The following is a 24,885-nucleotide window of genomic DNA, read 5'->3' on the forward strand; positions in this document are numbered from 1 at the left end:
AAGTAATTTAAAATGAGAAAAGGGAGACACCCGTGAGATGACTCCCTTTTCTCATTTATTTCTTAGATCGTAAGGCTTCCTCTTTGGAAAGGCCGTGTCCATCTCTGGAATCCATACTTGGCTGGTCTTCCGGACGGGATGGAATCGGTTTAGTACTGGGGTTTGCGCTTTTGTCAGGGAACTTTTTGATCATGGTTCGTAACTCCTTTCTAAAACTTCCTATCGTCGCCGGAATTATTCTGCCCCTTTTATGAGGGGAATACTACTTGAGACTTCATTAATGAATCAATTATATAAAATTTATAGGAAATAAACGATTAGCGAGCAGAAACGTGTCTTGGGAGAGAAGAACTAGGCGATTAGGACTAAAGTAGTGTTGACATACAACATATAGTATGGTTAAATGCTAAATGACACTATATGTTGGGGGTGAGGATGTGCGTTGTCCATTCTGCGGAAACGAGGACACAAAAGTTCAGGATTCAAGACAAGTTGAAGAGGGAACGGCAGTCCGTCGACGCAGGGAATGTGAACGTTGTTTGCGTCGATTTACTACCTTTGAGAAGTTCGAGGATTCTCCGCTCATTGTTGTAAAGAAAGAGGGGCGACGTGAAAGTTTTTCCCGCTCCAAGATGATGGCTGGAATGCTTAGAGCTTGTGAAAAACGACCGATTTCTATTGAAGAAATAGAGAATGCTGCTTTTGCCATTGAGAAGGTATTGCGCAATCGCCAGGAGCGAGAGGTCACGAGTTCAGAAGTTGGAGAAGCTGTGTTGGAACAACTATTTAAAATGGACGAAGTTGCTTACATACGTTTTGCTTCCGTCTATCGCCAGTTTCAGGACATACAGCGCTTTATGGAAGAGTTAAATGAACTTGTAGTAAAGCGGAGAACACTAACAAAATAAACTTATTAAATTGGAAAGTTGGGGGATACGAGTTGAGTTTCGAGGGACAAGTACCGGAAACCTGGCCAAAGGTTAATATTACACCGAATGCAAGAGTGGTGTTGGAAAAAAGATATTTAAAACAAGAAAATGGCAAGGTCATTGAGACTCCTGAAGATATGATCTATCGGGTAGCCAGCGTTGTTGCTGAAATCGAGAAGGATAAATACGGTAAAGGTACAGAAGAAATTCAAACCTTAACCAGCGAGTTTTATACTATGATGGCAAACCTCGAGTTTATGCCGAACTCCCCTACGCTGATGAATGCCGGCCGCGATCTTGGCCAATTAAGCGCTTGCTTTGTGCTGCCTGTTGAAGACAGCATGGAGGAGATTTTTGATGCCATTAAAAATGCGGCTATTATCCATAAATCCGGTGGAGGGACAGGCTTTAGCTTTTCTCGTTTGCGCCCTAAAAACAGCATGGTTCGTTCAACGGGCGGAGTAGCTTCAGGCCCGGTTTCCTTCATGAAGGTCTTTAATTCCGCCACGGAAGCGGTAAAACAAGGCGGCACCAGAAGAGGTGCCAATATGGGAATTCTGCGCGTTGACCATCCGGATATTCTGGAATTTATTCAATGCAAAGAAGACAACAAAGAAATTACCAACTTCAATATCTCTGTTGGGATAACCGAAGAGTTTATGCTTGCGGTAAGAGAAGACCGTCCCTATGATCTTGTCGATCCCCACACGGGTAAAGCCGTGGGCCAACTATCGGCAACGGAGATTTTTAATAAAATTGTTGATCATGCCTGGCAAAACGGGGAGCCTGGGATTGTCTTTTTGGATCGTTTAAATCAAGGGAATCCTACCCCTCTCTTAGGGGAAATCGAAGCTACCAATCCTTGTGGGGAACAGCCTCTGCTTCCCAACGAAGCCTGCAACTTAGGTTCGATCAATTTAAAACTCATGGTTACCGAGAAAAAGGGGAAAATGGTGATTGACTGGGAGCGACTGAGCCGGGTTACCCGATCAGCTGTCCATTTCTTAGATAATGTCATTGATGCTAATCTGTATCCCCTGCCCATTATCGATGAAGTGGTTAAAGGAAACCGCAAAATCGGGCTGGGTGTTATGGGATTTGCCGATATGCTTATTTTACTCCAAACTTCCTATGCCACGGAAGAAGCCGTAGAGTACGCAGAAAAGGTTATGAAGTTCATACAAACGGAAGCTCGCATTGAGTCCCAGCGTTTGGCTGAAGAACGGGGAACTTTCCCTAACTATGAGGGCTCTGTTTATGATGGAGTTATGAAGCTGAGGAATGCTACATTAACGACCATAGCTCCCACAGGGACCATCTCCATGATTTGTTCAGCGTCAAGTGGAGTAGAGCCGTTATTTGCCGTTGCCTACACGAAAACGGTGATGGATGGAACGGCATTGGTAGAAGTTAATCCCCTATTTGAAGCTTTTGCTAAAGAGTATGGTTTTTATTCGCCGGAACTTATGCAGAAAATTGCTGATCAAGGGACTGTCCTGGGGCTGTCTGAAGTCCCCAATTGGGTACAGGAGGTCTTTGTTACCGCCCAGGAGATTGCGCCGGAATGGCATATTCGCATACAAGCGGCCTTTCAAAAATACACGGACAATGCCGTTTCCAAAACCATTAATTTTGCCAACTCGGCAACACATGAAGAAATAGCTGAGGCTTATCGACTGGCAGACGAACTGCAATGCAAAGGATTGACCGTTTATCGTGATGGCAGCAGAGAGGAACAAGTACTTTCCACAGGTACTCAAGGGGCTCAATCCCAAGAGGTTAAGCCGGAAGAAGAGTCGTCCATGTCGGTTCCGAGCAAGCCCTTTGTGCCTGAGGTAAACACCATTATTCCCAGACCGAGGCCGACGACAACCATAGGGGTTACGGAGAAGATAAAAATCGGGTGTGGAAACTTGTATGTCAGTGTCAATGCCGACGAAAAAGGAATTTGCGAAGTCTTCACTAATACCGGCCGTGCAGGCGGCTGCTCATCTCAATCTGAGGCAACAGCACGCTTGATTTCTATCAGTCTCCGTTCCGGTTTGTCAGTGGATGCCATCACTGAGCAGATAAAAGGAATTCGTTGTCCGGCGTGTATGCGTCGTGAAGGCGTGAATGTCACATCCTGTCCGGATGCTATTGCTCGGGTAATCAAGAAATATAATGATGTTGGAATTAATTTTACAGATATTAAGGTGAGCTCAGAAGGGCCGGCTCTTAAGGCGGAAAAGGCTAAAGAAATCTCGGGACAACGTAATGCTGCTATAGAAAAGCCGCCGGTTAAGAAAACCCACGCTAATGTTGCGCCGGATAATGCCTGCCCAGAGTGCGGCATGTCAATCAATCATGAAAGTGGTTGTGTTGTGTGTACACATTGTGGATATTCTAAGTGTGGGTAAAAGGGGTTGTTCAATGATAATAAAGATCTGCCACTAGGTTAAAAAAAGTCGGACAGATTGATTCTAAAAAATTAATAAATAATAAGACAAACCAAACGCATCTTAGCCAATAACTGAAATATCACGGTTATTGGCTTCTTTTTTACTATCAATGTCTTCATCACCATTTTGGGATTATTCAAATTCAGGTTTCACAAATATATGATTTAAGCGATTCTTTTCAGAGAAACATAATAAAAATAAAAAACGAGCTCCTTAATTTTTGATCAGGAACTCGTTTTTACTCACTTAAGGTTTGGCTATATGAAATTAGCATCATTTTTCATCACGCCCCTTTTTAGGAGATTTTTTTGAGGACATTCTTTGGCTCAGAAGCTTTTAACGATTCAAGCCCAACTGAAGCGAGAATTTCTTCAATCATATTAATTTGTTTCTTGCTCAAATGCACACCTCCTTTTATAAAAAATAATAATAACATAGAATATATAATTTGACAAGATAAATTTGTTTTACCAGACAAATATATTCTTGATAAGGACTAGTAGGCTCATACCTTAGAGTGTTCGACTTTAGCGTTACTGTCTTATTTAATAGCAACGTACATTACAAAACTTCTGTTAATTCTTAATTTATTTCAGTATATTCCTACCAACCAAAGGTTCCGCATTATCCATATACCATTAGGCTAATAACAAAATTACATCTGCCGATAAAGTTCCAACTATTACGATTACCGCAAACAAAGGAGGAACGGTCGAAGTAATGGGCGGCTGTATCTAATGGGGTTGCTGTAGCTCCTGGAGATAGATACGGAACTGTTGATACGAGTAATATATCATTGTTAACAATTTGGATTTTCAATTACTATACTAGGATTCGTTTCTTTCGGGATTAATAGCGTAGTTCATTCCAGTATGTACTAAAGGAATTCTTTCTATCGGCTTTATCGTTTTAGGTGGAAAAAGACTTTCGTCCCCCAGCTTTGTTATTAAGGTTGAACATAATGCCCCTGCAAAAAGATGCTCTAGTAAACGAATGGTTGGAGCGAATGGTTTGCTGCTCTTAATCTTAAGCTTTTGACTTCCCACAAGCCCGTCGACCATGATCCATGAGAATGCACCTACTCCCATGCCTTTAAAAGCCTTGTAGTCTTTTCCTGTTGAGGACAAAAAATAGGTTATTCCAATACCGGCAACAGCTTCACCAATGTTATTAACAGTTGCTCCAAGTAGAGTACCCTGTAGACTTTTAATCTTTTTCTTAGGTAGAAACAATACGGCTGCCATTGGATTGTATCTTATATCTGTTAGCCCAATCTCATAGTTTATTTTGTTTAATATTCTTGCAGTAGTCCCGGATATAACCCCACTGATAGCTCCTAACATAATACGATCTTTAATTTTGAACATTGAAATTCACCTCATGCATTAGGATTTCCCTATATTTCGTTAATATACAATGTGTTATTAACAAATGCGCAATAGAACATCTTAAAGCTTCCAGTTATTATTGATTTATCTTAGTAAATCCTATAATGAACTTCACAGAATTCATATACTGGTTAGGCTAATAATGCGAACCTTGAAGAATTTTATTATTTATATCAGGTGAAAACGGGGATTTTGACAATGTAACACTCGTATATAAAAATAATACTGTTACTCCTGAACAGGTTTATCCAGGCGCAAACAGTTCCAAAAGTGAGAGTTTCAACGAGGAAAACTTAAGCGATTTTTCTTATGGCGGTATTTATCAGGCGGCATTTTTCCCCGAAATCGCGACCTATCCGGATAAATTTCCGGCGAATTAGAAAATGTTTCAAATGACTGGCGTTTGACAGTTAGATACTTCTCAGGAAGGATTGGTTTCAGTTCAAATTCGGAATCGATTCCGAATTTCAAACTCCATGGGTTTAGTTTTTATTCATAAGAGCGGCCCTTGGGCCGCAAAATCAACTGTCATCGGCAGGCCGTGCATTTCCCCCTCTGGCGGGATTTAATACAGGGGCGGATCATACAAACCAGTTGTTGTTGAATCCAGCTTCCGCGGCAGTCAGATATTCCCGTGGTGCCGGCAGCGTAAAGGTAAATGTGCAGACCAGCGTTGTAGCAAAGTTTAGCTGAAGGTCTTCTGCCGCGTATATGCCATCCTAATATCCTCTCTCCGGTATGATCGATTGTCAAAGATCTATTCCTCACTCAGGTCAAAGCGGTTATTCCTGGTTACGGACACCAACGGGTATTCCAGCAAATTAAATAATGTGGATGCAAAAGCTTTGCCGGATAACCGGGGAACTGTTAGCTATACCGATCTGATAAAGGACAAGCATCGCGGTTTCCACTGGTGCCCCGATAATAACCATTAATAAATTTCCTTGTTCTGGATTTTGACGGACCAAGCCTGGGTCTGTCTTTGTATCTTATTCACCTTGTCCGGCAGGGGTTACCCTTGTTCAGGGGTATTTATAATAAAAAATGGCAAAACCGCAAAGTGCCTATGACCTTTACGATTTTGCCATTTTTTGTCACAAGTGAGGGCTTGAACACATAGGCTATGAGTAAGGTTGTTCAAATCCGTTTGTCTTTTGAGAGCTTTTCTTCCATAAATAGCTTATGAATAAGAAGAGGAGCTCAAAAATCATGGCGAACGGAAGAATTGAGCGGACGCCGCAGATTATCGCGGCTGAAATTAACAGCATTAAGATCAGACCGCCAGAATGCTAATTTAAAGCTCCGAGATCAGACGTCGCCTGACAGAGGCCAAATCCGTGGTCAATCATGGATGGGAAAAGCAAAACAATTCAAATTCGGAATCGATTCCGAATTTGAGCACCCCCAAACAATGATCCTCCAGGGCCTTCCCGAGGAGGAACGGGAATCCTTTATAGCCGGCGAATTAGGAAATGACCCGAACGACCAACCAGAAAATCATCAATCGATCTGCCAGTCGATGGGGTCTCGTTTATTAGCAATCAAAAATTGATTGGTTCGGGAGAAGGGCTTACTGCCGAAAAACCCGCGGCTGGCCGATAAGGGACTGGGATGAGGGGATTCAATGATGAAATGCTGTTGGTTAGTAATGAGTTTCTTTTTCGAACGGGCATTATTTCCCCATAATATGAAAACCACCGGCTCGGGTTTATCATTGACTAATGAAATGATTTTGTCGGTAAAGATTTCCCAGCCTTTATTTTGATGAGAATTTGGTTTCCTTGCTTCTACGGTAAGTGAAGTATTGAGGAGAAGTACTCCTTGTTCCGCCCACTTTTTTAAGGAACCGTGCTTAGGAATCTGACAGCCCAGGTCGGATTGAAGCTCTTGAAAGATATTTTGCAGAGATTTTGGAAAGGGGACTCCTATATTCACGGAAAAACTAAGACCCATTCCCTGGCCCACATTCGGGTAGGGATCTTGCCCTAAAATTACGACTTTCGTATTTTCGTAGGAGGTAAATACTAAAGCGTTAAATACATCTTCTTTCTTGGGAAAGATCTGTTTGTGCCGGTACTCATTTTTTACCCATTCCAGGAGTTGGACATAGTAGTCTTTTTTGATTTCATCGTCCAGTAAGCGTTTCCAGTCAGCTTGTACTGCCATTCAGTTATTACTCCTTCCTTCATGCTAACTTAAATAAGCAGTTTATAACATGTTCTATTGTGCAATAATGTCACCTTGTTGGCAATAATTAATTTAGCCCGGAGATCAGTTAGGTTTCCGAGGCTGTTTAATATAGACAGTCAACGCTAATTACGGTATATTGGAAAAGACAGTCAAATCCTTACAATAAAGGATGATTCACCAGCTGCAGAAATCCTTTAAAAAGCGGTAGTTATCCATGACTTTGATTTAGAGAAAAATAAACCGCACTATGATCCACTTGTGATCGCAGTGCGGTTTGCTTTTTTTATAATTCCGGAGATCTTTTTACCCTAGGCCACGCCATGGCGGTGTTCTGACTTCGAACATCTGTAACAACTCCATGGCCCATTGAGGGTTGAAGCACAGTGAGCAATGATTACTGGGATTTCCTGCAGGATAGCTGCCAGATTATACCGAACTTATCAGTGAACTTACCGAATAAGGGACTAAAAAAGGTCTCTTGGAGATCCATTTCAATGGTACCGCCTTCCGATAATCCCTGGAAAACAGCTTTTGTTTCTTCTTTGGTATCAAACTCCAGAGAAAAAGAGACATTGTTCCCAACGCTGTAAGGCAGCTTGGGAAAGGTATCCGAGAAGCGGATGATATGACCGTTTTTTCTTAGTTCAGCATGCATAACGAGATGCTTTGCCTGCTCCGGAACCGGATGGGCGGGATAAGGAAGGGCATCGCCAAAGTGCAGAATCTGGCTTTCTCCCCCTAAAACCTTTTGATAAAAGTTGACAGCTTCTTCGCAATTGCCATTAAAAACAAGGTACGGTACCAACCAATCACTCATCTTGAAAGCCTTCTTTCTTTCTGTGGTTAGTTCATTATAACTCAGCCGGGCATTCCGTATACGATAAAAAAATTTATCCAGAAATGACCACAGCTTTTTGTCGGGGACATGCTTTATAATAAAGTCATATGGTTTTGAAAGGGGTTAATACCATGCGGATTTTACATACATCGGATTGGCACTTGGGGCGTACTCTCGAGGGTCGGAGCCGGCTTGAGGAACAGGTTATGTTTATTAATGAGCTGTGCGGGATTGTGGAAGATGAAGCCGTGGATCTGGTCTTGATTGCCGGGGATGTCTTTGATACAGTCAATCCTCCTGCCATGGCTGAAGAACTTTTTTATGATGCACTCAATCGATTGTCCGATGGGGGAAAGCGGGCAATTGTAGCAATTGCCGGGAATCACGATAACCCTGAGCGGCTTTGTGCTGCCAGTCCCCTTGCGGAACGGAATGGAATTACATTGTATGGCTTGCCCAAAGAGGTTTTGAGGCCAAGTTCAAGTCTCTTAATCCATCCAAATCAAGGAAAGGTGAGCAGAGTTGCAGCAGGCCAAGGGTGGGCCGAGTTACATATTCCTAGTTGCCCGGACCCGGCCATTGTGGCCATGTTGCCTTACCCTTCAGAATCACGGCTTAATGAGGTATTAAGTCAAAGCTTAGATGAGGAAATCCTTCGAGAAGAATACTCCAAACGAGTTCAGCAATTATTTTCATCGTTTGGTCAGCATTTTCGTTCTGATGCGGTTAACATTGGCCTTAGTCATCTCTTTGTACGGGGAGGGATGGAGTCCGAGTCAGAGCGTCCGATTCAACTTGGAAGCGCGCCAACCGTCGAAGTAAATGCAATGCCAACAGGTGCGCAATACATTGCTCTTGGGCACTTGCACCGTGCTCAGACTGTCAAGGGGGCGGCGGTCCCGACTCGTTACTCTGGTTCGCCTCTCGCATATAGCTTCTCTGAAACTGGGTATGCCAAATCTGTGGTTCTTGTTGAAGCTTTTCCCGGACAAGCAATAACGACCCGGGAAATTTTCCTCAGGGCTGGTTATCCTCTCGTTAAATGGAAAGCTACTGAGGGATTGACTCAGGTGCAGAGGTGGATCAATGAAGGCAAGGATCTTAATGCTTGGATTGATCTAGAGATTTTTGTGACGAGTGCAATTCAGTCCCAAGATATCCATAATCTACGCCGTCAGAGGGAACACCTCATTAATATTCGTCCCATTTTTCCGGAAACCGAGAAAATCGTTGCAGAGGCTCGCTCGAAATTACCTATTGATGAGCTTTTTCGTAAGTTTTACCAGGATAGAACCGGCGGCGCAGATCCGGATCAAGAATTGGTCTCTATGTTTTTATCCTTGATTGACCCAGACAAAGATGAGACCGTCTCGATTTCTCAAAGACAAATTATAGGGGACGAGGAGGCTGAGACAGCGTGAGACCCATTCGATTAAAATAGCTTACTCAACGACATCGTATCCTAAAATACTGTAAACACCATTCATCAGTACTACGACAGCTTTGATGGGGTCGATGAGGGGCCAGTGCATGGTGTAAGTCAGGGAATAGTAGAGAGCAAGAATGAAAATGATTCCATAGAGTGCTAAATCCCGCCACCATTTGTTGTTTATCATTTTAGGGACTTGGATCCAGGCCAAAAGTATAAACCCACTTAGGATTAAAATGGCATTAAACATATAGCTAGCCAAAGTGGCTCTCACCTCCTTTGTAAGTTGGACTCATTTGTTATTGCCTTTTTTTGTTGGAATATTTTAACCAAACAAGGAAAAGTCCAATAGGAATTATTCCTTCAAATGTGGCTAAGGCTAGGTAAGGCCAAAAACTGTCTAGATAGTGGAACAATTCAGTTATGCTGTAAAGCGTGCTGAGTCCAAGAAAGTTTTGTAAGATTATCATCGGAGGAAGAAGGGCCTTAGAATTTTGGAGTTTAAAGATGTAGCCGATTTCTTGGACAGAATAATGCAGCCAGAGGGCTAGTTTCTGGAAAACACCAACGACCCAAATGGACATGATCAGGGCATCGATACCCCGCATGTTTTCGCCGAATGTGCGGCCGATTTGTAACACCGGGAATGCGTAAAGGCTTCCTAGGTTTGGCCCAAAAGTAATTAGGGCAATTACTGAGTTGAGGGTGAAAAAACCGCCGGAGATTAAGGTGGCGTAAAGCGGTATCCGCCAACGTTGAATATTAAGGTCACTAATGTCGGGGGACATGAACAAGAGTAAGCTTATTTCACCCAGCCAAGCAAGAGGAATGACAGCAGCTGAGATAAGGCCGGACAACCCTTTATCCCAGGGCGGCCAGAGGAAATACCAATGAGGTTCACTAAAAGCACCGACGGAAAGTACAAACATAGTCATAAAAAAAAGGGGCAGATAAAGTGTGTTCATACGGGCTAGGGCTTGTGGACCCAGCCAGGCTCCATAGAGTATAAGAAGGCAAAGTCCGGCTGTGATGACGACAGCAGGAGTTTCCGGTAAGAATATGACGCGGACCAGCAAACCACCTTCGTGGATTACGGTGGACATCGTGAAAAGAAGAAAAAGAGAAAAAACGAGGGATAGTGTGCGGCCCAGTCTAGGTCCTACAAGGAGGGTAAGCCGATCAGTGAGGCGTAGGTTTGGGGCAAAGGTGGAAAGACATGAATAAACTAGAAGGAGGGGGATAGCAGCTAGGGTAGATATAAGTGTGGAGAGCCAAGCCCCAAGACCTGCTCTGGCCATACTAATTGCAGGGATCAAGATAACCCCTGTACTTAGGATTAAGGTGGTGAGTAAAGCAGTAGCCTGCCGTGCTGAGATTTTAGAGGGTTGTCCCATGTTCTTACTCCTTGTACCCGGGACCGGTGGACATTGCTCGACTGTTACGGTAGCGGGCATCGACTTCAATCTTCAAGGGTAATTCGGAGTACACTTCTGGCCAATTGTCCTTCACTTCGTCCCATAGTTCAGGATTCATAGCATGTAAACGGTCAGCAATATTGAAGACATCTATTTGCTCCTGCTGGGTATGCTTGATCATTTCCATTAGGCGATCGCTTAACTCCTCGTTGACACTTTCTTCTAAGGCGATAATATCTTGTTTGCCGGCTAGCTTAACGTTACAGGTATCTTCGGTAAGTGCAAAATCCAATTTGACTTTAACCGATAATTCAAGACCTTCGTCCCCGAGGGTTGTTTCAATTACCGGAGGTTTACCGTTGAGTGCCACTACTAGGTTCTCTTCGGGACAAAAGGGTGAAGTCTTAAGAGAAAACGATGTCTCCTGGAAACCTTGATTAAAATAGTTATAGCACTCTGCCTCTTGAGGAGAAAGATAACCGACTAGCTTGTCTTGGCGAAATAAGGCGGTATTGGAAACCATCCATTCCTCCATTTCATACCCTTTAGGCATCGCAGGGCTATCAATTTTGGCAGTTGTAAGAACCTGCATGCCACTGTCAGTATGATATTGGACCAGAAAATTGCTCAGAGTCGAGATCTTAAGGGCTTGTTTTTTTACCCTTTGCTGTAAGCCCATGGTTTGATACTTCATCAGTGGATTTTGAACTGTGAGCATGTCCCGTGCCGGCCCGCGGGTAATGACCAGCCAAGAGGAGTCTAGGCTCCAGTAGTGGCGGGCATAAAGATCAAGATAGGGCATAATCCCTTCTTTGGCGACATCTTCAGAGATAAATACCACTTCTAAATGTCCGGCGTATACGAAGCGCGGAAGCTTGGTGTGGTAGTCCTTAATTGCTTCGGCGATGCTTTTACCTTCGCCGGTGACAAGAAAAAAGGGAGTGCCGGATTGGGAGGAACTTTGACCTGCTGAACTTTTACCATCAGCATCCCGTTCAGGGGTAATTAGCTGAAAGGTTATTTGTATATGATCCCCCACTTTGTCAATAGATTCCCCAAGGAGGATATATTCATCGTTAAGTTCGTGGGCGCTCCAACAACCGGAAAGGGTGATTATGCAAAGAAGAGTCATAATTAAGAGGAAGGTTGTTGGCTTTCTAAGGGGCGGCATGTTATTTTCTCCTCTCGCTGGGGACTCGTTTGTTTTGTAGTCTTTGTGGTTTCTTCCTTAGGTTACTCCAGGGTGCGCGTACAAAAATGTCACTCCATTCTTTCCAATGAAAGTTAGCCACAGGGGATAAGTAGGGTACGCCCACACTCTCCAGAGATGAAACATGCAGGAGGATGGCACTTAATCCAAGTAAAAATCCATAGAGTCCAAGGATGGAGGAGAGAAGCAGAAGAAAATAGGAGGACATACGTGCTGTTCCACGTAAATCTTCTGATGGGACAGCAAAAGTAACGACTGCCGTTAAGGCGACAATAATTACCATGATGGGGGAAATGACTCCTGCAATAACAGCAGCGTCCCCCATAACCAAAGCCCCAACAATGCCAATCGCCGGGCCTACTGTTCTTGGTAAACGCAGGGTTGCCTCGCGAAAGAGGTCTAGAACTAAGAGCATACCTGCGACTTCCCCGATGGTGGGGATTGGAACTCTTTCTCGGGCTGTAGTGAGGGAAAGAAGGAATCGTAATGGAAGTAACTGGGGATGAAAGACTGTGACAATTAAGTATAAGGAGGGTAAAGCAACGGCAATCAGGTAGGCAAGATAACGAAGAAGACGAGTAAGACTTGCAATGAGGTAATGTTGATAATAATCGTCGGATGTATGGAAATGATGCCAAAATACGGTGGGGAGTAATAAACTAAAAGGACTCCCATCGACTAGAATTGCCGACCGGCCTTCAGTTAAAGCGGCAACCGTTTTGTCCGGTCGTTCGGTTGATTGGATGAGTGGGAAAGGGGACCAGGTATCCTCTGAAAGAAATTCGGCTAAGAATCCCGATCCTTGCACACTGCGCAGATTTGTAGAGGTTAGACGCCTGCGTACCTCATTTAAGACTTCAGGCTGAATGACACCGTCGAGGTAGAGTAGGGCGACTGTTGTGCGCGATTCCTGACCGAATATTAATTGATTGATTTTAAGTTTAGGATCTTTAAAGCGACTACGGATAATCGCTAGGTTCGGGCCAAGCTCTTCGGCAAAGGCTTCTAAAGGCCCGCGAATCACCGGTTCTGTTTCGGCTTTTCCAATAGGACGGGTTTCGATTTTGGCAGTATCTACGATATACGCTTCACTCATTCCCTCAAGCAAAATAAGCGTATTTCCGGCAAGAATATGTAGGGTAATATCTTCCCATTGGGTATAAGATGATTCAGGTAAAAAAGGAAGTTGAGTAATAATGGCTTTGGACCAAAGTCCCGGTTTGGAGGGAAGCTGAAGATTAAATAAATTCGGTAAAATCGTCTGACTAATAAATTGGCTATCAACGAGTATTTTGGAATAAATAAGGTACCCTTCTTTATCGTCAGCTGTCGTAAATGGTCGATATTTAAAATCATCACACCCTTGTAAAAGGGTTTTGAGTTCACTTATATTCTCTGCTAGGGAACTTGAGACTGCTTGTGAAGACATCAGGGCACCTCCAGCCGGGGGGTAAACTTGTTACTCTAAAATGACCATAGATTTGAAGTTATCTTATAGGTTATTCTAGAGTTATTGCTTAGTTTGTATGTATGGTGGAGAGATTATGCATAATTTTACCTTCTCATACTCCTTGTAGGGAAGCATGCTGTAGAGTAGCATCAGGACTACCAAGGTTAATAAGCCTTTGAGAGGGTTTGACTCAAGTGCAAAGGTGGATCGAAAATTGGTCTCTATGTTTTATCTTTAATTGCTCCAGATAAAGATGAGGCCACCTCGATTTCTCAAAGACAAATTATAGGGGATAAGGAGGCTGAGACAGCGTGAGACCCATTCTCTTAAAAATAGCTGGCTTGAACAGCTTCAGAGAAGTCCAGGAAATCGAATTCTTAAAGTTATGCGAAACTGGTGTTTTTGGGATTTTTGGCTCTACAGGGAGCGGGAAATCGACCATCTTAGATGCCATTACTTTGGCACTATATGGAACAGTCGAAAGAGCCTATAATAATACGCAAGGAATTTTAAATCATGCCGAAGATCAACTCTTTGTGGACTTCCGTTTTTCCTTAGCTGCGGGAGAGCAAAGGGTAACCTATCGTGCCGAACGGTCATACCGGCGTTCAGGTGACCGCACCGTCAAAGCTTCCACTTGCCGTTTAGTGGAAATAGTTGATGGTGCTGAAACGGTCTTGGCTTCCAAGGCCGATGAGATGACGAAGAAGATTGAAATTATCTTAGGTCTTAATGTCCAGGACTTTACCCGGGCTGTGGTTCTTCCCCAAGGAAAGTTTGCGGAATTTCTGACCATTAAACCTAAAGACAGGCGGTCAATGCTGGAACGACTCTTTTCTCTTGAGGCTTATGGCCGGGAACTGTCCGCTCGTCTTTCTGAACAACTGGAAGAGGTCAAATTTACGTTGAATGGAGTAGAACAGCGGCAGCAGGGCTTGGGAGATGCTTCTGCTGAGCGAGTTGAGGAAGCCAAGGCAGACCTGCAAAGGGTGAGCCAGAAGTCCGAGACCATTGAAAAAGAGCTGCTGAATTTAAAAACTCAATATGAGGAGGTCAAAGAAGTATGGGGATTTCAAGAACAGCTGCGGCAGCTTAAAGATGAAGAGACACAATTGGCGGCTGAGCAGCCCCATATAGACAAAATCGCCGAAGGTTTAAGTCTGGCTGAACGTGCCGAAGCTCTGCGTTCGCTCCTTGAAGAAATCTTAGTAGCTGAAAAGCAATTAAAGGAAGCTCAAGAGCAGATTAGGGCAGCTGAGAAAAGACTCAGAGAGGCCATGCTGGCCAAGGAAACGGCGGAAAGTCAATGGCTTGATGTCAACCGCAAAAGACTGGATGAAGAACCCCGCTTTTTGCGCCGGTTGGAACAGCTGGAACAGGCCAAGAGTTTGGAAGGGGATATCCAAACCCGTCAGGAACGCCTTAACCAAGCCCGCTCTGACTATAGTGCCCTGGATAAAACCCGCAAGGATTATGAAAAAACACTCTTAGGAGTCAGCAATCAAAAAACCAATCTGCAAAAAAAGATGCTTGAGGTCAAAAGCAAGATCGCCAATATCTCTGTGGACCCAAGTTTAAGGAAACGGGTAAATGCTGCTGTCCAAGGTTTGGAAGGGTATGAGATGGTTTCTAAACAGGTGGAAAATTTGCAGGCAGACCTGAGCAGGAACCGGGGAGAAATGTCGGCGCGCCAAATGGAGTTTCAGACCTATCAGGCCAATGTCCTGGCCGCCCAGAAAACCGTAGGGGAACTTAAAGAAGCTTTAAGCAAGTTAAGTAATCCCTCCCTAAGCGAGGAAATGCTCGGTGCACGGTTTCAGGAACTTGAACGCAGGCGGCATAAGGTGGCTAATATTGAGCGGGCCGACTCGGAAGTAAAGGCTGAACTGGAGCGCCTGCAAGCTGCTGCGCTGGAGCGTAAAAAAGCGGAAGCGGAAGTAGAAATCAGAGAGACGGAACAGGCCAAACTAGTACTGGAAATAAAAGCAGCCACAGAACTTGTTGAACAGAAAAAAGCAGAGGTTAAGGCTTTAGAAAAGGAAAATCTGGCTGGTTTGCTGGCAGAGAAACTGGGAGAAGGAGAACCTTGCCCTGTTTGCGGGTCAAAGGGGCATCCCCAGCTGGCCCAGAGTTTAGGGCATGAGCTGCTGGAGCAGGCCGGGCGTGATTTGGAGGAAGCATTAGAGAAGCTCCAGGGTTTGGAGGGTGCACACCAGAAGGTCATCACTAAGCTGGCGGTAGCCAAGGCCCAGCTGCTCTCCAAAAAGGAACTGGAAGAAAAGCAAACTGTTCTTTGTGAAACTAAGCATGGAGCTGCATTGGCTTACCGAAAGGAATTAGCTGAGGCAGACAGGAAAAAAGATGTCCAAACTCTTCAATTAATCTTAGCCGAAGAGGATGCCAGGCTGGCCAAGGATCACCAGGCCCTGAATCAGTGGAAGGAAGATCATGAAGGGAAGAAGCGCCGCCTGGAGGAAGCTCAGGAAATGTTGGCAGAAGCCGAGAAAAAGCAGTATGAGATTAGTTCTCTCATGGCTTCTTTGGAGGCGGTGGAAAAAAATGTAGGGCATCGCTTATCCTCCCTTATGGAAGAGCAGGTTCAACGGAAAGCAGCGCTGGATAATGCCCGGGGAGATATTGCCATAGAGGATATCCGCTCCTTGCAGAAACAATATTCCAGCTGGGATGAAACCAGTTCAGTGTTGAATCAGAATTTGTCCGGTTTTGAGGAAGAGTACGGAAAGACCGGCGAGGTTGAAGAAAAGCTGCTGCGGGAAAAGTCTAATTGCGATCTGGAGCTGCAAAACCTAAAAACCGTAGGTATTGAAGCTGCACGGGATTTAGGGGAGCTGCAAAGAAAATGGGAGGCCTATACAGAAGGGAAACCGGCTCAACAGCTGATAGAGCAGGTGAAAAAGGAATTAACCCAGATAACAGCAAGGGAGGAATCCCTAAAAAAGGCCTATGAGCTAGCCAAGAATACTTGGATGCAAGCTGAACAAAGCCAAGCTGTCTGTCTTAAAACCTTGGAATTATCACAAAGGGGATTTAAAATTGCCCGGCAAAAACTGGACTTAGGGCTGCAAAAGTCAGAGTTTGGGAACGAAGAAGAGGCCAAAAGGGCCTTATGTGAAGCTTCAGAACGGCGGGAAATGGAACAGGTCCTTGCCAATTACCGGCAAAAGGTATTGGTTAATAAGGAAAAACAAGAGGACGTTACAGAACGGCTTAAAGGCCGGTATCTCCGGCCTGAGGAATGGCTGGCCTGGCCCATTCGCCTGAAAGAAGGGGAAAAGGTCTATACAGAGACCATTGAACAAAAGGGTGCGGCTCAACAAAGGTTAGAGAAATTGCAGGCAGCCCATAAAGAATGGACTAAATTAGAAGATCAGCGCAAAAATCTTAGCCACCGTATGAATCTGCTTAAAAATTTGCAAACGGTTTTTAAGGGCAATGCCTTTGTGGAATTTGTGGCTCAAGAACAGCTGATCAATGTATCCTTAGATGCCTCCGAACGTCTCAAACAATTGACCAATCAGCGTTATGCCCTTGAGGTGGATGCTGAAGGCGGCTTTATCATGCGGGATGATGCTAATGGCGGAGTCCGCAGGCCGGTCAATAGTTTATCAGGCGGTGAAACCTTTCTTACCTCATTAGCACTGGCCTTGGCTTTATCCACTCAGATTCAGCTGCGCGGGCGATCCCCGCTGGAGTTTTTCTTCTTGGATGAAGGGTTTGGAACCCTTGATGCCAATCTTCTGGAGACGGTCATGAATACTCTTGAGAAACTGCACCTGCAGAACCTGACCATTGGTATTATAAGCCATGTGCCTGAACTCAAGAATCGTCTCTCCCGCCGCTTAGTTCTTACTCCTGCAGAAGCTGGGGGAGCGGGAAGCCGGGTTAAGTTGGAAATGGCCTAGACTAGATTCTCACATAAAGCAGGGGAGATTTGCAAAAAATCCCCTGCTTTAATTTACCAGTTTCAATTGGTTAAATTATTTGATATTTTGGGACAAACAAGTTTTTTATTAACTTTGAAAATTTAGGTATTGACTAAAGTATGTAAAAGGGTCATACTATGAAAAAGACTAAAACAAAGTTTTATATAATGAAACTTTGTTTGGGAATTAAATCCAAATAGATGTAGTCTTTATTTTACGACTTCTAATTTGATGGTGAGAATGGAGGATTATCCGTGGCGGAGAAATATGTGCAAACTTTGGAGCGATCACTAGATGTTCTGGAGGTACTGGCGCATGCTGAAGAACCCCTAGGGGTTACGGAAATTGGGAATCGCATTAGTTTGCATAAGAGCACAGTACATCGAATTTTGCAAACATTATGTCATCGGGGTTATGTTGAGCGAAAAAAGGACAGTGAGCGCTATCAATTAGGTATTAAAATTATTGAACTAGGTATTCGTTTTTTCAATGATTTAGAGATTCGTAAAGTGGCAGCACCGATTCTCAGTGATTTGGTAAAGGTACTGGATGAGGTTGTTCACTTGGTGCTCCCTGATGATGGAGAAATCGTGTATATCGACAGGGCAGAGAGCTCCCAAGTTGTCAGCATGCATTCCAAAGTGGGACGGAGAGCACCAATGCACTGCACAGCGGTAGGAAAAGCGCTGCTTTCCACTTTGCCGGAAGAAGAAGTGCGCCATATCCTGGAAGTCAAAGGAATGACAAAATACACACCCAATACGATTACAGACCCAGAGGTTTTATTGGAAGGTTTAAGGAAGATCCGGACCAGCAAGATATCTGTTGAGACAGAAGAAAATGAAATCGGAATCATATGTTTAGGGACTCCAATTTTTGACTATTCCGGTCGGGCCATTGGTGCTATCAGCGTTTCCGGACCTGCATCCAGGATTACGGAAAAAGGGATTGACTGGATTGGCGGAGAGTTAAAAACCGCCGGAGAATTGGTTTCTGCTAAATTAGGTTTTGATTTTTTCAAAAAAGCTAACTAACCGTAATTTGCAATTCGTCTAAATCCACAAAATAAGTTAAATTTTTGGAAAGTTTCCTATTGACGATTTACTCAGATAGCGTAATAATATAATCATAAGTTATGAAACTGTGTTTTGCTAAATGAAACGATTGGGCACTAACTTTGAAAGAAAGGGGAGCTTACAGTCGGAGTATGTCAATGGGGGAACTTTTCAATCGGGATAACAACGCTGAAACTTTATCCGTCTGGTAGTCTGAAATCTGGCAGTGAAGGGGGAACTATAAGTGGGGGTTTTGACAGAAGTATATGAGATGTTAAACACGTGTAACAAGTGTGGTGGCTGCCATACAGCTTGTAAGACCTATAAGTTGACTGGGGCAGAGGAAATGTCTACACGCGGAAGAATTCAGCTCATTAAAGCAGTCGCCGATGGGAAATTAGAACCTAATCAAGAGTATGAAGATGCTATCATGAGCTGTCTGTTGTGCGGAGAATGTGCAGTCACATGTCCAAACGGCGTACATGGCAATGAACTCGTCATGGCCGCACGGCGGGATCTGAAACTAAGAAAAGGAATCAAGCCATTTGCCAAGTCATTTGCTTTAAAGACCCTGGCAAGTCCGAAGAAGTTGGGCAGAGGATTCAGTCTTTTTGGGGGAATGGGCAAAAGTATCCTCAACAAAATTGATGGCTTAGACTATTTTCGCGGCATTGATATTCGGAATTTTCCTACAGCAAAAAAACCATTTCTGGAGCAGGTCCCAGAGAGAATTATGGTGCAGCAGCCGAAGCATAAAGTTGGATTTTATGTAGGTTGCTTTCTCAATTACTCCTTAGACCAAACGGCTCATTCTGTTGTTAAAGTATTAACCAAAAATGACTGTGAAGTTATTATTCCCAAAGACCAGGTATGCTGCGGTCTGCCGCAATATTGCTATGGTGACTTTGAAACAGCGAAAAGAAACGCCCGCAAAACCATTGATACCTTTTTAGATAAGTATAAGGAAGCTGAAGTTGTGCTTTCTGCATGCGCATCTTGTGCCTCCATGCTTAAACATGACTATCTGAAGCTCTTTGCAGATGAGCCTTCCTATCTCCCCAAAGTGCAATCATTCTGTGAAAAAGTAGTGGAATTTTCAGAATATATGGCGAAAATCGGTGTTGATGAGAGCCAGCTTCATAATTCAAGTCCTGTAACAGTCACTTATCATGATCCTTGCCACATGGTTCGGGGTCTTAAAGTAACGAAACAGCCCCGGCAATTGCTGCAAATGATTCCTCGGGTTGAATATAAGGAAATGTTTGAAGCTAATCGCTGCTGTGGGGCAGCAGGTTTAATCCAAGCCTTCTATCATGAGGTATCAACGGATATCACCGTTCAGAAGACACAAAACATCAAGGATACCAATGCAGATTTGGTGGCTACAAGTTGCCCGGCTTGCATGTTGAGACTTCAAGGCGGCATCAACAAAGCCGGTCAAAAACAAAAGGTTATGCATGTTGCCGATCTAATGGCCAACGCTTACGAAGACTAATTGACTAAATGCAGGTAAGAATTATTTTAATTTTGTATATGGTCTGACCTTTACAACTCATTATGGTCTGACCGAAATCGAAAATTTCCCTTTGCGGAACATGCTGACCGCAAGTTCTAGTAAATGAATGGAAGGGCGGGTAGTCATGAGTAACGTCAATATCAGCAAGTTAAAGGGGATTGTCGGGGATGCCTATGTCATCGATTCCCCTTCTGAAATGGCTAAATATCTAAAAGGTCAAGGTAAGCCTGGAGTTGTCGTCTTGCCGGGCAATACCTCAGAAGTTTCAAACATCGTGAAAGCGGCAAATGAGCAGAATGTGAAATTAGCCGTAGGCGGGGCAGTGGTAGATACCCAGGGGCTTTCTGGCGGGATCGCTATGGTTATGTCCCGGATGGACCGGATCTTAGAAATGGACAAGCAAAACCTGGTTGCTATCGTCGAACCAGGACTTCTTCATAAGGAATTTCTTCTTAAAGTTATGGAAGCCGGCTTAAACTTTCCTCCGGAGCCCTTTGAAGTCGAAACCAGCTCCATTGGCGGCTGCTTTGCCATTGGCGACTGCGATTCGAAATCCTTTGAATATGGGCCGACCCGGGCGTTCCTTTTGGGATTTGAGATGGTTCTCCCCACCGGAGAAATTCTGGATATCGGCAATAAATGTATTAAGAATGTTTCCGGCTTGGATTTCATTCACTTCGCTGTGGGCAGCCAAGGAACATTTGGAATCTTCACCAAACTGCTGGTGAAGCTTTTACCGCCGCCGGAGGCCAGAAGAGCCGTGGTTGGAACCTTCACCTCCATGCATAAGGCCAACGCAGCCTTCAATACCTTAATCAAACGGAATGTCCACCCCACTCGTATGAATCTCATCAATGCGGCTTATGCAAAAGATGCGCTGCCCGGAACAGAAGGACAACTGGTGATCATTGATTTGCAGGGATTTAAAGAATCCGGCAAAAACATTGCTAATGAGATTGCTGCAGTGCTTACCTTAGGTGGGGGCACGGATGTAAAGATCATTGAGGATGGGGCTGAGTATGATCAAGTGATCAATGGTTGGCTTAAAGTCCGCGCCGGCTTCAATGCAAAGCCTGCCAGAACAGTGGAGTTTACGGTTGGCCCGATGAAAATGCCTCAAGCTCTGACCCAGCTGGAAGCACTCACTGGTGATTTAGGAGCTTATCCCGGCGTGATTGTCGAAGGACTTCTCGGCTATGTTGGTTTGGCACTGCCTGAGGGAACGGATAAACTGGATTTAGCCACGAAAGTGAATAAACTAGCCATGTCCTTGGGCGGGGGCATGAAGGGCCTCTTGGGTCATAAGCTCAAAGCTGAAGTATACAATGATGCGGAAATGTGGCAGCAAACCACAGGTTTGCTCCGTGAACTGCGTCAGCAATTTGACCCCAAAGGGATTCTCAATCCTGGGGTAAGTCTAGAGGCTTAAGAAGGAGGAGGTCTGAATATGTTAAGCCAAGCGGTTGTTAAGCGGTTGAAGGAAATTGTTGGGGAGAAAAACGTGGTCACAGACAAAGTTGGCCTGTTGACCTACGGTTATGACGGCACTCTATTATCAGGTGAAGCCTTAGGCGTCGTTTCTCCGCAAACAACGGAACAGGTCGTTGAAATTGTCAAATTGATGAACGAGCACAATATTAAACTTGTTCCCCGGGGCGCTGGTACCAATGAAAGTGGTGGAACAATTCCTTCTCAAGAATCTGTGGTAATTAGCTTTACGAAAATGACTAAAATACATGAAATAGACACGGAAAACTTTGTAGCAGTGGTTGAGCCCGGAGTCATTAATTTTGACCTGCAAGTCGAATTGGAAAAGAAAAAATTCTATTTCCCTCCCGACCCCTCCTCCTTTAAGGCCTCAACAATCGGCGGGAATGTCGGCGAATGCTCCGGCGGGCCGAAATGTTTTAAATACGGGGTTACCCGGGATTATATCTTGGGTCTGGAAGTCGTTCTCCCCAATGGCAAAGTCATTCAAACAGGGGGGCGTAACTTCCAAAGTGAGCCGGGCTATGATTTGACTCGAATCATGACCGGGGCAGAAGGGATTCTGGGCTTAATCACTAAAATTTTCGTTCGGATCATACCGATGCCCAGAGCTAAGAAAACAATGCTGGCTATTTATGACAAAGTTGAGGATGCTTCGAAAACCGTGGCAGACATTGTCGCCGCTGGTATTATTCCCACAACCCTGGAATTGATGGATAATTTGCTGATCAATACCACAGAGGACTTTACCCATGCCGGGCTTCCCCGTGACGCTGGTGCGGTTCTCATTATTGAGGTTGACGGTTATCCTGAAGATATGGACGGGCAAGTTAAGACTATTGGCGAAATTGCCCGGAAATTTGCCAAAGATTTTAAAATTGCCCAATCAGCTATTGAAGTGGATCAAGTTTGGACTTCCCGGCGCAGTGCTTTCGGATCCGTTGCCCGGGTAAGACCATCCTATGGTGTCAACGATATTACAGTTCCGAGAAGTAATTTCCCTAAAGCCATTGAGGGAGTTCTTAAAGTAGCCAAAGATTTTGGGGTGACCATCGGTGTTGTGGCCCATGCCGGCGACGGAAATCTCCATCCGCTGATTCTTTTCGATCAACGGAACAAAGAGGAAGTTGAAACCGTCCATGCCGCTGAACAGGCCCTATGTATGATGGCTCTCGATCTCGAGGGTACAATAAGTGGTGAGCACGGAATCGGACTCGTCAAGAAGAAGTATCTGGATTCGGAGTTCACTCCGGCTGCTATGGAAGCCTTCAGAAAGATTAAGAGAAGCTTTGATCCGGACAATCGGTTTAATCCAGGAAAGATCATCGATCTATAAGAGTATTTAGTATGTGAACACTGCTCTGGTGTTTACTCTACTGGAGCAGTTTCTCTAAGAAGAATCATTGTCACTTCGGCAAAGAAGTGCATTTCTTTGCCGAAGCAGGACATACTATACCGGAGCTTCTAGACTGGTATGCTATACTAACTATCTCGTTGACGTTGCTGGATGAGAACTGATCTGTCATAATCTAATATTCAAGATTTAAAAGTGAGAATACAGAATTAAAGTAACCCTATTGTTCAAAATATTTCGATAATTTAGCGTTGTTTAGGGAGGGGAACTATGCAAGACAGAGTTTTCAAGCTTCAAGAATTAGCCAAGTTTGATGCAAAGGTTCCTCAAAAAGTTATGGTATATCAGTCGGACAAAACCCTGGGAGCAATGTGGTGTTTGGAGCCCGGTCAAGAGGTCTTCCTTCATCAGCATCCTAATGCTGACGATGTCTGGATTTGCCTGGAAGGAGAGTCTGGTCTCTATTTTGCGGGTGAGGGCAAAGAAGTTGAGATTAGCAAAGGTGTCGCTATTCTTGCTAAGGCTGGTCAAACTCATGGTATGCGCAATACAGGCAGTGATCGCTTCGTGTTCATTGGCATTGCCGCACCGGTGCCCGTCGAGACAGAAAAGCTGGAATAAATAAATCAAAACGATAATCTCCTAAAAAACCACAAATAATACTGTTGACTAATGAGCTAATAAGATGGATAATGGTCTTAAGGAAAAATGAAACTTGGTTTTACAATGTGAAACGAAGTGATTTCCAACTTAGCGAGTAATTATTACTACGAAGCGCTAGGAAGCAGTGTTTTATAACCCTTCAGAATATTTGTCGCGAATACTAAGTGGAAGGGAGGGACCATTCTCTTTTAACTAGTGGGTATCAAAGATTGCTAGAGGGTATGAGTCTAGTAGAACATCTGATCTTAAGGCGACCTGAATAATTGCAGAAAATTTCATTATGGAAGTGAGAACGTATGGCAAAATTTCTAGAATTCCAGGGAAAAGAGTGGCTTAGAAAATCAGGACTGCCGGTACCTCAAGGCCGGGTAGCCTCCACTCCGGAAGAAGCTAAGCAGATTGCCGAGGAAATAGGCAAAGCCGTTGCCGTAAAAGGCCAGGTTCAGGCAGGCGGACGTGGTAAAGCAGGAATCGTTAAATTAGTCAATACTCCAGATGAAGCAGCAGCCGCTGCAGCTGAAATTCTTGCTAAAACTATTGGAAAAAATCCTATCAAACAAGTTCTCGTTGAAGAAAAGCTGGACATTAAAAAAGAGTATTACTGTTCCTTTGTTATTAACGGAGCCAGGGAAGCACGTTCTCCTATGCTGATGTTCAGTGCTGAAGGCGGAATGGATATTGAAAGTGTTCCGGAAGAGCTGATTTTCAAAGTTAACGTTGATCCTATCAATGGCCTTCAAATTTATGACGCAGTGGATGTTTGCGCTCGTGCCGGCATTCCTCCTCAAGATCTGAATAAGTTTGCAGGTTTTCTCTCGAAGCTGTCCCAAGCTTACAAAAAACTGGACTGCCAAACTCTTGAAATCAATCCTTTTGTTATGACGGGTAGCGGAAACTTGGTATGTGCAGACTGCAAAATGGAAATTGACAACAGTTCCGTTGGACGTCATCCGGAGTTTGGAATTTCCATCGCCAGGGATCTGCCGGGTGCTCCCACAGAGCTAGACTTAATCGGCTGGAGCATCGAAGAAACAGATGCCCGCGGAACAGGGTTCCTGATGAATATGGGCTATGACGAAGTAAGCCCTGGCTATATCGGCTACCATCCAATCGGCGGCGGATCAGCCATGATGGGCTTGGATGCCTTGAACCAAGTTGGCCTTAAACCGGCTAACTATGCAGATACCAGCGGTAACCCTGTTGGCTCAAAAATTTACCGGGTTGCTAAATGCGTACTGTCTCAGCCCAATATTGACGGCTACCTCTTGGGCGGATTCATGATGGCCAATCAAGAGCAGTGGCATCATGCTCACGCTATCGTCAAAGTACTCAGAGAGATTCTGCCCACCCAAAAGCCGGGACTGCCTTGTGTACTGCTCCTCTGCGGCAACCGGGAAGATGAATCTTTGGAAATTCTCAGAACAGGTCTGGCTGACTTAATGACTCCCGATGGTCCTGGTAAGAGAATTGAAATTTACGGTAAAGAGTATGTAACAGATACGAAATTCATCGGACAACGACTTCTGGCTCTGAGCAAAGAATATAGAGCTGAAAAAGAATCTCAAGGAAAGTAGG

The 24,885-nt window shown here is 44.4% G+C and carries 18 protein-coding genes; 10 read left to right on the forward strand and 8 right to left on the reverse strand.

From position 1 onward, the window contains the following. Positions 1-55: 55 nt before the first annotated feature. Complete coding sequence (locus tag DESOR_RS29600; protein WP_014182722.1) at positions 56-193, reverse strand: hypothetical protein; 138 nt, start codon at positions 191-193, stop codon at positions 56-58. A 244-nt stretch (positions 194-437) separates the two neighbouring features. Here DESOR_RS29600 and nrdR point away from each other — a divergent pair, with 244 nt between their 5' ends. Both nrdR and DESOR_RS00855 read left to right on the forward strand, forming a co-directional pair. Then, complete coding sequence (gene nrdR / locus DESOR_RS00850; protein ID WP_014182723.1) at positions 438-908, forward strand: transcriptional regulator NrdR; 471 nt, start codon at positions 438-440, stop codon at positions 906-908. A gap of 32 nt (positions 909-940) precedes the next feature. Further along, positions 941-3,328, forward strand: a complete 2,388-nt coding sequence (locus DESOR_RS00855; RefSeq protein WP_014182724.1) for a vitamin B12-dependent ribonucleotide reductase — start codon at positions 941-943, stop codon at positions 3,326-3,328. Between the two features lie 869 nt (positions 3,329-4,197). Here the strand turns inward: DESOR_RS00855 and DESOR_RS00865 are convergent. The 3 genes from DESOR_RS00865 to DESOR_RS00875 form a co-directional block, all read right to left on the reverse strand. After that, positions 4,198-4,737 carry a hypothetical protein gene (locus DESOR_RS00865; RefSeq protein WP_014182725.1) on the reverse strand — a complete coding sequence of 180 codons (540 nt, stop codon included), beginning with the start codon at positions 4,735-4,737 and terminating at the stop codon, positions 4,198-4,200. A gap of 1,521 nt (positions 4,738-6,258) precedes the next feature. Beyond that, on the reverse strand, positions 6,259-6,924 hold the full coding sequence (locus tag DESOR_RS00870) for a uracil-DNA glycosylase (protein WP_014182726.1): 666 nt from the start codon (positions 6,922-6,924) through the stop codon (positions 6,259-6,261). A gap of 418 nt (positions 6,925-7,342) precedes the next feature. Continuing rightward, positions 7,343-7,765, reverse strand: a complete 423-nt coding sequence (locus DESOR_RS00875) for a VOC family protein (protein WP_014182727.1) — start codon at positions 7,763-7,765, stop codon at positions 7,343-7,345. A gap of 152 nt (positions 7,766-7,917) precedes the next feature. Between DESOR_RS00875 and DESOR_RS00880 the strand changes: the two genes are divergently transcribed. Then, positions 7,918-9,207 carry a metallophosphoesterase family protein gene (locus tag DESOR_RS00880; RefSeq protein WP_014182728.1) on the forward strand — a complete coding sequence of 430 codons (1,290 nt, stop codon included), beginning with the start codon at positions 7,918-7,920 and terminating at the stop codon, positions 9,205-9,207. A gap of 21 nt (positions 9,208-9,228) precedes the next feature. On the opposite strand, the gene DESOR_RS00885 is transcribed toward DESOR_RS00880, so the two are convergent. Genes DESOR_RS00885 through DESOR_RS00900 form a run of 4 tightly spaced genes read right to left on the reverse strand, consistent with a single transcriptional unit; the run spans position 9,229 to position 13,269 of the window. Then, positions 9,229-9,477: a hypothetical protein gene (locus DESOR_RS00885; RefSeq protein ID WP_014182729.1), complete on the reverse strand. Its 249-nt coding sequence runs from the start codon at positions 9,475-9,477 to the stop codon at positions 9,229-9,231. 37 nt (positions 9,478-9,514) lie between these two features. Then, positions 9,515-10,609, reverse strand: coding sequence for a GerAB/ArcD/ProY family transporter (locus DESOR_RS00890; RefSeq protein WP_014182730.1), 1,095 nt, complete (start codon positions 10,607-10,609; stop codon positions 9,515-9,517). 4 nt (positions 10,610-10,613) lie between these two features. Beyond that, on the reverse strand, positions 10,614-11,801 hold the full coding sequence (locus DESOR_RS00895) for a Ger(x)C family spore germination protein (protein ID WP_014182731.1): 1,188 nt from the start codon (positions 11,799-11,801) through the stop codon (positions 10,614-10,616). Position 11,802: 1 nt separating this feature from the next. Further along, positions 11,803-13,269 carry a spore germination protein gene (locus tag DESOR_RS00900; protein WP_014182732.1) on the reverse strand — a complete coding sequence of 489 codons (1,467 nt, stop codon included), beginning with the start codon at positions 13,267-13,269 and terminating at the stop codon, positions 11,803-11,805. A 332-nt stretch (positions 13,270-13,601) separates the two neighbouring features. Here DESOR_RS00900 and DESOR_RS00905 point away from each other — a divergent pair, with 332 nt between their 5' ends. The 7 genes from DESOR_RS00905 (at position 13,602) to DESOR_RS00935 (ending at position 24,884) form a co-directional block, all read left to right on the forward strand. After that, the gene (locus DESOR_RS00905; RefSeq protein WP_014182733.1) at positions 13,602-17,213 is read left to right on the forward strand and encodes an SbcC/MukB-like Walker B domain-containing protein; all 3,612 of its coding nucleotides are present in this window, start codon (positions 13,602-13,604) and stop codon (positions 17,211-17,213) included. 275 nt (positions 17,214-17,488) lie between these two features. Beyond that, positions 17,489-18,268, forward strand: a complete 780-nt coding sequence (locus DESOR_RS00910) for an IclR family transcriptional regulator (protein WP_014182734.1) — start codon at positions 17,489-17,491, stop codon at positions 18,266-18,268. A gap of 265 nt (positions 18,269-18,533) precedes the next feature. Next, complete coding sequence (locus DESOR_RS00915; RefSeq protein ID WP_014182735.1) at positions 18,534-19,784, forward strand: (Fe-S)-binding protein; 1,251 nt, start codon at positions 18,534-18,536, stop codon at positions 19,782-19,784. 145 nt (positions 19,785-19,929) lie between these two features. Then, the gene (locus tag DESOR_RS00920; RefSeq protein WP_014182736.1) at positions 19,930-21,234 is read left to right on the forward strand and encodes an FAD-binding oxidoreductase; all 1,305 of its coding nucleotides are present in this window, start codon (positions 19,930-19,932) and stop codon (positions 21,232-21,234) included. An 18-nt stretch (positions 21,235-21,252) separates the two neighbouring features. Continuing rightward, entirely contained in the window at positions 21,253-22,629 is a 1,377-nt protein-coding gene (locus DESOR_RS00925) for an FAD-binding oxidoreductase (protein ID WP_014182737.1), read from the forward strand. Between the two features lie 288 nt (positions 22,630-22,917). Continuing rightward, positions 22,918-23,268: a cupin domain-containing protein gene (locus DESOR_RS00930; protein WP_014182738.1), complete on the forward strand. Its 351-nt coding sequence runs from the start codon at positions 22,918-22,920 to the stop codon at positions 23,266-23,268. A 338-nt stretch (positions 23,269-23,606) separates the two neighbouring features. Beyond that, complete coding sequence (locus DESOR_RS00935; RefSeq protein ID WP_014182739.1) at positions 23,607-24,884, forward strand: ATP-grasp domain-containing protein; 1,278 nt, start codon at positions 23,607-23,609, stop codon at positions 24,882-24,884. Position 24,885: the final 1 nt, after the last annotated feature.

This window comes from Desulfosporosinus orientis DSM 765 (assembly GCF_000235605.1).
In the GTDB taxonomy this organism is placed as follows: Bacteria; Bacillota; Desulfitobacteriia; order Desulfitobacteriales; family Desulfitobacteriaceae; genus Desulfosporosinus; species Desulfosporosinus orientis.

What these genes read in the sequence shown, in the direction of transcription:
- DESOR_RS00875 (WP_014182727.1), bottom strand. Translation starts at nt 7,765, where the DNA reads ATGAGTGATTGGTTGGTACCGTACCTTGTTTTTAATGGCAATTGCGAA.
- DESOR_RS00930 (WP_014182738.1), top strand. Translation starts at nt 22,918, where the DNA reads ATGCAAGACAGAGTTTTCAAGCTTCAAGAATTAGCCAAGTTTGATGCA.
- DESOR_RS00865 (WP_014182725.1), bottom strand. Translation starts at nt 4,737, where the DNA reads ATGTTCAAAATTAAAGATCGTATTATGTTAGGAGCTATCAGTGGGGTT.
- DESOR_RS00935 (WP_014182739.1), top strand. Translation starts at nt 23,607, where the DNA reads ATGGCAAAATTTCTAGAATTCCAGGGAAAAGAGTGGCTTAGAAAATCA.
- DESOR_RS00920 (WP_014182736.1), top strand. Translation starts at nt 19,930, where the DNA reads ATGAGTAACGTCAATATCAGCAAGTTAAAGGGGATTGTCGGGGATGCC.
- DESOR_RS00890 (WP_014182730.1), bottom strand. Translation starts at nt 10,609, where the DNA reads ATGGGACAACCCTCTAAAATCTCAGCACGGCAGGCTACTGCTTTACTC.
- DESOR_RS00900 (WP_014182732.1), bottom strand. Translation starts at nt 13,269, where the DNA reads ATGTCTTCACAAGCAGTCTCAAGTTCCCTAGCAGAGAATATAAGTGAA.
- DESOR_RS29600 (WP_014182722.1), bottom strand. Translation starts at nt 193, where the DNA reads ATGATCAAAAAGTTCCCTGACAAAAGCGCAAACCCCAGTACTAAACCG.
- DESOR_RS00870 (WP_014182726.1), bottom strand. Translation starts at nt 6,924, where the DNA reads ATGGCAGTACAAGCTGACTGGAAACGCTTACTGGACGATGAAATCAAA.
- DESOR_RS00880 (WP_014182728.1), top strand. Translation starts at nt 7,918, where the DNA reads ATGCGGATTTTACATACATCGGATTGGCACTTGGGGCGTACTCTCGAG.
- DESOR_RS00895 (WP_014182731.1), bottom strand. Translation starts at nt 11,801, where the DNA reads ATGCCGCCCCTTAGAAAGCCAACAACCTTCCTCTTAATTATGACTCTT.
- DESOR_RS00925 (WP_014182737.1), top strand. Translation starts at nt 21,253, where the DNA reads ATGTTAAGCCAAGCGGTTGTTAAGCGGTTGAAGGAAATTGTTGGGGAG.